Origin of the sequence: Prevotella sp. HMSC073D09 (assembly GCF_001814145.1) — a bacterium.
GTDB lineage: Bacteria > Bacteroidota > Bacteroidia > Bacteroidales > Bacteroidaceae > Prevotella > Prevotella conceptionensis.
This window is the reverse complement of the sequence record NZ_KV815008.1, coordinates 1-7,299: the sequence shown is the minus strand read 5'-3', so window position 1 is coordinate 7,299 and position 7,299 is coordinate 1. Positions and strand designations below refer to the sequence as shown.

Annotated in this window: 6 protein-coding genes; 2 read left to right on the top strand and 4 right to left on the bottom strand. The window is 46.2% G+C overall.

The window, feature by feature from the left end; all coding sequences use genetic code 11:
• Positions 1-1,478 precede the first annotated feature (1,478 nt).
• Together HMPREF2955_RS16050 and HMPREF2955_RS00290 are read left to right on the top strand one after the other, a co-directional pair.
• Positions 1,479-1,631 carry a hypothetical protein gene (locus HMPREF2955_RS16050; protein ID WP_019187250.1) on the top strand — a complete coding sequence of 51 codons (153 nt, stop codon included), beginning with the start codon at positions 1,479-1,481 and terminating at the stop codon, positions 1,629-1,631.
• A gap of 33 nt (positions 1,632-1,664) precedes the next feature.
• The gene (locus HMPREF2955_RS00290) at positions 1,665-2,264 is read left to right on the top strand and encodes a hypothetical protein (protein ID WP_019187251.1); all 600 of its coding nucleotides are present in this window, start codon (positions 1,665-1,667) and stop codon (positions 2,262-2,264) included.
• Between the two features lie 161 nt (positions 2,265-2,425).
• Here HMPREF2955_RS00290 and dnaA read toward each other — a convergent pair whose 3' ends face one another.
• The 4 genes from dnaA to folB form a co-directional block, all read right to left on the bottom strand.
• Positions 2,426-3,835 (bottom strand): chromosomal replication initiator protein DnaA, encoded by a 1,410-nt coding sequence (gene dnaA, locus HMPREF2955_RS00285; RefSeq protein ID WP_070719910.1) that lies wholly within the window; start codon positions 3,833-3,835, stop codon positions 2,426-2,428.
• A gap of 447 nt (positions 3,836-4,282) precedes the next feature.
• Positions 4,283-5,185, bottom strand: coding sequence for an MlaD family protein (locus HMPREF2955_RS00280; RefSeq protein ID WP_019187253.1), 903 nt, complete (start codon positions 5,183-5,185; stop codon positions 4,283-4,285).
• 6 nt (positions 5,186-5,191) lie between these two features.
• Positions 5,192-6,574 carry an N-acetylmuramoyl-L-alanine amidase family protein gene (locus HMPREF2955_RS00275; protein WP_070719863.1) on the bottom strand — a complete coding sequence of 461 codons (1,383 nt, stop codon included), beginning with the start codon at positions 6,572-6,574 and terminating at the stop codon, positions 5,192-5,194.
• 317 nt (positions 6,575-6,891) lie between these two features.
• On the bottom strand, positions 6,892-7,263 hold the full coding sequence (gene folB / locus HMPREF2955_RS00270; protein ID WP_070719909.1) for a dihydroneopterin aldolase: 372 nt from the start codon (positions 7,261-7,263) through the stop codon (positions 6,892-6,894).
• Positions 7,264-7,299 lie beyond the last annotated feature (36 nt).

Below are 7,299 nucleotides of genomic sequence, written 5' to 3'. Positions count from 1 at the left end.
AAGACAGGCAAGATGCCGACAAGCAAACAAAAGATGGACAGGAAGTGATGAAAACAACATAAAACATGTTGTAAGCGTTCTAACGACTGATTTGGGTTAAAGCCAAAGCGGTGCTTGGAACGTACCCTTTCAAACCCTTCTCAACAAGTTCCCATTGTTAAATATGATGCTTTTATTTTACAAAACACATCCCAACCTCCATGCCATTCTAGCGAAAATTAAGGCTCAAAAGTAGGTAATTGGCCGCAAGTTTACGACCTACGCACTGTCCCATGTGTCTATTTTTAAGAAATCCACTTGCATTTTGCACCATTTAGCCTTTCTAGATTGGTTGAATGTTCGTAATTTTTCAAGCCCAATTACACGCATTTAGCTCCTAAAATCCCACTTTTTGATGGTTATTTTGCCCTTTTGGGCCATGTGTTTCATGGTTCTAAAAGGTTTGTTTATACTATTTGCGGTGTATTTTTATGCTTATTACCTTCCATTTAGCCGCATTTTACCCTGCGTTTTGCACCATTTTACCCTGCGTTTTGCACCAAAACGCACTGTATTTAGCACCAAAACGTACTGCGTTTAGCACCAAAACGCAGTGCATTTAGCAGCAAAACGCAGTGTAATTAGCGGCAAATAGCCCAAAACCTGGTGCAAATGGCGGTCGTTCCAAATAAATATTCATTTTGCCAACATGTACAACTAGCCCCTTTTTGCATCACAACCAACCTCCGCGAGAATCGTTTTTTTGCAGCCTGCTGGGCAGTTGGTGAGTTTAGAAGGCACTCATAATGTTAAAAACTACACTGAAAAGTGGACATTTCTTTTTAAGTTAACGAGCTTGTAGCTTTACGAGTTGACGAGTGTACGAATTAATTCCGCCAGCCGATAACAACAGACTGCAAGCTACACCACCTTTATTCATCGGTAACACACACCTTGCTTCTCTATAATAGTTTACTTTTAGTATCGAATAGTAACCACCACCAAAAAGCATCATTTTCATAGAATATGGTTGGATAAGCAACAAATTATCTTTCAAAAAGGCTGTTATTTTATACCTCCCCCCCTCAGAACAATAAGAAAGGTTTTACCAAACATCAATATTTTTAGAACAATATCTATACGTCTTACTAGACCATCTTTTCAGCATCCGAGCAGGATAAACACAGTTATTTTTCATTATTACACCCCATCGCGGCACACACAATGCACAACAATCTTATTAATATTAGTACATTTTTGTTGTAAATCGGAAGACAAAACAGGAAATTAAAAATAAATCGAAAGAAACTTTATTAAACGCTTGGCGCGTAAAAATATTTTACTTAAATTTGCTGTGTCAACACTTTAAAACCAAAGAACATGAACAAATTTTCAATCAAACGAACAATCCTTTACTGCTTGGGAGGGATATTCATTGTGGCCTGTTCTAAAACAAGTGAAGAAAACATGGGTGAGCTAACCCAAAAAATACGCAACAAGTGGAAACAAATGCCACAGACAAGAAAGACAACGGATACCTCTCGGACAATGTTTTTAACACAGATACTCCAGCTCCATACAACGACAACGCAGAAAGCACACGCACTAATTATAAATATCTGTTGAAGTATGCCACGTTTACAAAGCACTAACACAATTTCACATACAATTAAAATGCAGCAATCATGAAGACCTATATAAAAACAATATGGACAAAAGCCATGCTTTGCATCTGTATATGTACACTACTCTCGTGTTCGGATGAAGACGGCCCTCATGTTGTAGACCCTTTTAGGGTAAGCATCAGGTTCGAAAGCCCCAAAGGCACAAACATTGCAGACTCTCTAAACATCATCGACAACACAAAGCCCGAAACATGGAATGCTAAAAAGGAAGACATCCAAGTGCGTGTTTATAGAGGGAGCGACCTCAAACCCCTGGAAATTAACAGAACCAGATGGGCGTACATAAAAGAAAATACCATACCCAACTTTCTCGGGGGAACAACATTGAATGTATCTGCCACTGACATGCGGATTTGGAAGGAAGATTTTTGGGGACGTGAAACGTATATCTTTGAATTTATAAGCAAAAAACTATTCGGCAACGATGAGCCGCATACCATTAAATGGTTCGTAACGTGCAAAGGCAGCATGCAATATAATGTGTACAAATGCGAGATAGACAACGAAGACATGCCTCTATCGAAGAGCCATCTACTGATGATTGCGGGGTGTGCCGACCTCTATGCAGAAGTGACACTGAGAATAAAGCCTACGAAATAGCACTATTTGGCGGGGAAAGAGCCTCGCGAAATACTGATAAGCAATTACAAATGTGCGCCTTTCAAGTGTGGCTAGAAAACATCTTTGGTTTTACCTTCGCGAAAAAATTATCTCTACCAACAAGTAATATCTGTATCGGGGAGAAAAAAACAATTTCTCCCCTATCCTTTCAGCTTAAACGATGTGGCGATGCTTTCCACCTCGGCAGCAAAAAGGCTGTCGGTTTTAAGGCGCGCCTCAACCTGCGCACAACTATGCAACACGGTGCTATGGTCGCGCCCGCCAACAAGTTTTCCTATGCGGCTGGCAGGCATTTTGGTGTATTTCTGAGCCAAATACATCGACACTTGGCGCGGCACAACCAAGTCGCGCTTGCGGCTTTTGCTGCTCACGGCCGACACGCTAACGTTGAAATGATTGCTCACCTTCTCCAAAATGTCGTCTACGGTAAGTGGCGTATCGTCTACCTTCACAGCCCTTTTAATCACCCTTTCGGCCAACCGCATGTCAATGTCGCTGTTATACACCACCGAATAAGCCATCAAACTGTTGATAACCCCTTCCAAGTCGCGCACACTTCCGTTAGCCGTTTCGGCAATAAACTGCGTCACCTCGGCAGGTATTTTCAGTCCGTCGCGTCGTATTTTGGCGTTCAATATGTCTACACAGAGTTGCACATTGGGCTTTTCTAGTTCGGCAATGATGCCACACGAGAAACGTGTGATAAGCCTATCGCTCATGTCGTTCAGTTCAACGGGCGGGCGATCGCTAGCCAAGATGATGCGTTTGCCGTTGCGAAAGAGGTGGTTGAATATGTGGAAAAACGTTTCTTGGGTTTTATCTGCACTGGCCCACGTCTGCACATCATCAACAATAAGCATGTCGATGGTTTGGTAGAACTTGATGAAATCGTTGGTGGCGTTCTTCAACACGGCGTTAACAAACTGCACCTGAAAGAGGTGCGCGCTGATGTACAGCACCCTTTTCTGGGGGTACAGCTGCTTGGTTTGCACGCCTATGGCGTTTACGAGGTGGGTTTTTCCACAGCCAGACGGCCCATAAATAAACATGGGGTTGAACTGATTGGTGTTGGGATGCTCGGCAACAGACAGCCCTACGGAACGCGACAGCTTGTTGCTCTCGCCCTCGATGTAGTTCGAGAAAGTTTGGTGTGGGTTAAGTTGCGGGTCTAGTTCCTGCTCCTTGGCCGGTTCTTCCACAGCTTTCTGCTTTGCGCCCCATGTTTTGGCGGCCTGCGTAGCGTGCGCCTCGGCCGGGTCGGCCTCGATGTCTTGAGTCTTTTTGTGCTCGCTATCCACCACCACCCTATAAGTAAGGCGTATGCGCTGACCAAAAGCGGAGAACAACACCCTGCTTAGCAGATCGATATAATGTTCTTCGATATACTCGTACACAAACGAGCTTGGCACACGTAACACCAAAAGCTTCGTTTCGTTGTTAAACGATTCGAAGACAATAGGTTTGAACCAGGTGTCAAACTGCTGTGGAGAAACGTTCTGCGCAATGAGCGCAAGAGCTGCTTCCCAATGTTTATCGGGAGTTACGTCCATTATATCTATACTGTTGTTGGTTTTTCGGCACATGGCGTGCCGCGGTCTCTGAAATCTACTGCAAATATCGCAAAAAAAATTGGTTTTGGCAAATTACAGGCCGTTTTTGAAGAAGATTAAGGACGTGAAAGGTTTTGCAAAACTTGTGAAACATTGCACCAGGTGAATTCAAGGAGAATATTAAGGACAAATAAGTGAACGCGCATGAGTTCTGGCCTCACCCCACAACCCCTCTCCAAGGGGATATGGGGGTATGATATGCTTTGCCATAACTTAGCTAACGACGTGGCAAATACTTGTATCAACCACCCCCTAAGACACACAACCGCCACCACTCTAGCTTTGCAGAATGGTGGCGGAGATGTGTTTATGGATGTTAAGTTGGTGAGGTTGTGAACTCAAAACCGCACAACCGCTGCAACGCTATAACCTAACAAACTCAAAGCCCTACTTGTCTTTACGCCCGAAGAGCGAGAAGTGCACGTAGCGTTTGGGGTGTTGGCGAACGTTGATAAGCAGCGAGTCGGCACTCATCAGCGTTGCATTGAGGTTGTTGTAAAGGGTTGGGTCGCGCATCAGCAAGCCCAACGAGCCCTCGTTGCTGTTAAGCTTTTGTGTCATTTCCTCCACGTTGGCCAAGGTTCGGTTCACCTGTTGCATCGTCCCGTCGAGGTCTAGCGCAGCCAAGTTGGTGGTCAGCGTGTTGGTATTGTCCAACACCTTGTTGGCCTTTCCCACCATAGCAGGTACACTTCGGTTAAGACCAGCCACCAAACCATTGAGCTGTTGCGAAGTGGTGCGCAGGTTAGCGGTAAGCCCTTGCACGTTGTCTAACGACTGGTTGATGGCGGGATTGGCCAAAATAGCGTTCACATTAGCCAAAATGGAATCGAGTTTGGGCAACAATCGCTCGATAGATGGCACCATGTCGGCCACCTGCGCCAATGCTCCCTTGCTTACGTTGCCCTGTATCACGTCGCCAGGACTAAGAAACCGACCGCTATTGGGAGCAAGAATAAGGTTTAGTTTCACGTTTCCCATGAAGTCGCTCTCTATCTCGGCCGTACTTCCTTGCGGCACGCGCATATTCTTATCAAGGTCTATCGTAACCACGATGTCTCCCTTTTGGTCGTAGTTGTACTGGATGCCGGTTACCACCCCCACAGCAAACCCATTGGCATAGATTGGCGTTGAGCTAGACAAACCGGTTATATCTTTGAACATTACCTTATAGCCTGTATCGTTGGAAAATAAGGTTAACCCTTTCAGAAAGTTCATGCCGAAGAACAATATCACCACTCCGGCAATGGCTACAAGGGCGATTTTTACCTCTCTCGTAAAGATTTTCATATTTAATTATTTGTTTCCTTTATGTCTGTTAACCGAGAACTCGCGTATGGCTTTGTTCACATCCATGCGCTCACCGTCTTTAAAGGCGATGACGAACGCATCTGGGAACTTGTTGGCTATGCTCTTCCGCAGTCGGTTTATCTCGTTATAGTCGGCCGAGGCACCATAAGTGTACTTCACCATGTCGTTCTCTCTGAAATATCCCACGTCTTTCAGTCCCTTAAATTGCGGACTGTTGCGACGTATGCGCGTGGGACTGGCAATGATTTGCACCTTAAAGATGGGTACCACGGCCGTTTCGCCGAAGGATATTATCTTTTCTTCGGCATCTCCCGACGTTACGTTTGGCAACCTTGTTTCTTCGTTTGGCCTTGGTTCGGACGTAGACACCGTTGGGTGTTCTGTTGTGCCTTGGTTGCCGGCCTGCGCCCTTTGCGGCACTGTCCTGCCAGCTGCACTATCGCGTATTAGCGGTTCAGACGATGTACGCCCCACCCTTCTTGTAGCTTGCGGTGCAGGCTTAGTTGGCGTTGCAGGCACATCGTTAGACCTGAACACATCGGGAACAACGTCGGGAACGGCAGGCGTTGACACGGGTGCAGGCTTATAAGGCACCACCACTCCATTGTGGTACTTGTTCTTATAGTTCACGAACGCCCGATAAATACCTGTGGCGATGTTCTCCACGCGCGCCTTGTCGTTGAGCAACCGCTCTTCGTCGGGCGTGGTGATAAAGCCCAGTTCGATGAGGCAACTAGGCATCGACGTCTCTCTCAACACGAGGAACCCCGCCTGATGCACGCCCTTGTCGGGACGATTGGCTGCCGAACACGTTTCGCGTTGCACCATCTTGGCCAAGTCTACGCTGTTGGCCATATTGCGGTCTTGCATAAACTCGAACATGATATAGCTCTCCGAAGAGTTAGGGTTAAAGCCCTGATAGCTTTGTTTATAGTCTTTTTCTATCAAGATAACGGCGTTTTCGCGCTTAGCTACGTCCAGATTGTCGCCGGCCCGGTGCATTCCCAGGGTGTAAGTTTCCATGCCATAGGCCTGCTTTCCGCCAGGCAAAGCGTTGGTATGTACCGATATAAACAAGTCGGCCTTATTCTTATTGGCGATGTTGGCCCGTTCTTTCAGTCCAATAAAAACATCAGTTGTACGCGTATAAATCACCTTTACGTCGGGACAATTACGCTGTACCTGCCTTCCAAAGGCCATAGCCACGCTCAGGTTTATGTCTTTTTCTTTCGAGAAAGCACCCAATGCGCCGGCATCTTTGCCACCATGCCCAGGGTCGATAACCAACACGAACCTCTTGCCTGCTGCATTTGCGGCAAACGGCAGAAGGAGTAACAGGGCAAAGAGGGCGGCAATCTTTTTGTTCATACACGCTGATTTGAAGAGCCGTATCATCGATATCATGTTACATTTGGGGCTTGTCCTAAAAGTTTTCGTTGCATTCCAAGTCTGCATTGAGCCTCGCTCTCCACTGTATCTCTGCTTTTTCTGCCATCCCTCGTTCGTTCTTTTTTGCGGCAAGGTCTGTTTTATGCCCCTTCAAGAACTAAGCGAAATCTGCCCAGATAAAACCTAAAAATCCAGCAAGGGGACTGTTTCAGAACCCGCCCTTGTGTATCCTGAGCTGCCGATTAACGGCTTTGTTTATGCAAAAATACAGAAAAAAGGCCGTATTAAGGCCCTTCTCACTGGCTTTTATCATTATTTAATTGAATTTCTACGGCTGCTTGCCCTCCGCAAGTGCCCATAGGCGGGTTTTGTTTAGCCACTTCAAGTCGTATCGAACGTATTCGGGGGAAGTCGCGAAAGAGCCGTTGGGCGATGCGATAGGCCACGTTTTCGAGTAGGCACGACGGCTTTTGCATCTCTGTTTCAACAACGGCGTACACCTCGGCATAGTTCAATGTGTGGGCCACATCGTCGCTCTGCATGGCTTGTTCGATGGGATATTCGGCACGAAGGTTCACAACATAGTCGTTACCCGCCGTTCGTTCTTGGGGCATCACGCCATGATAAGCGTGGAAATGTAGGTTCCGAAGATGAATGTAATGGGACATAATGAAAGGGTGAAAGGGTGAAAAAATGGCTAACGC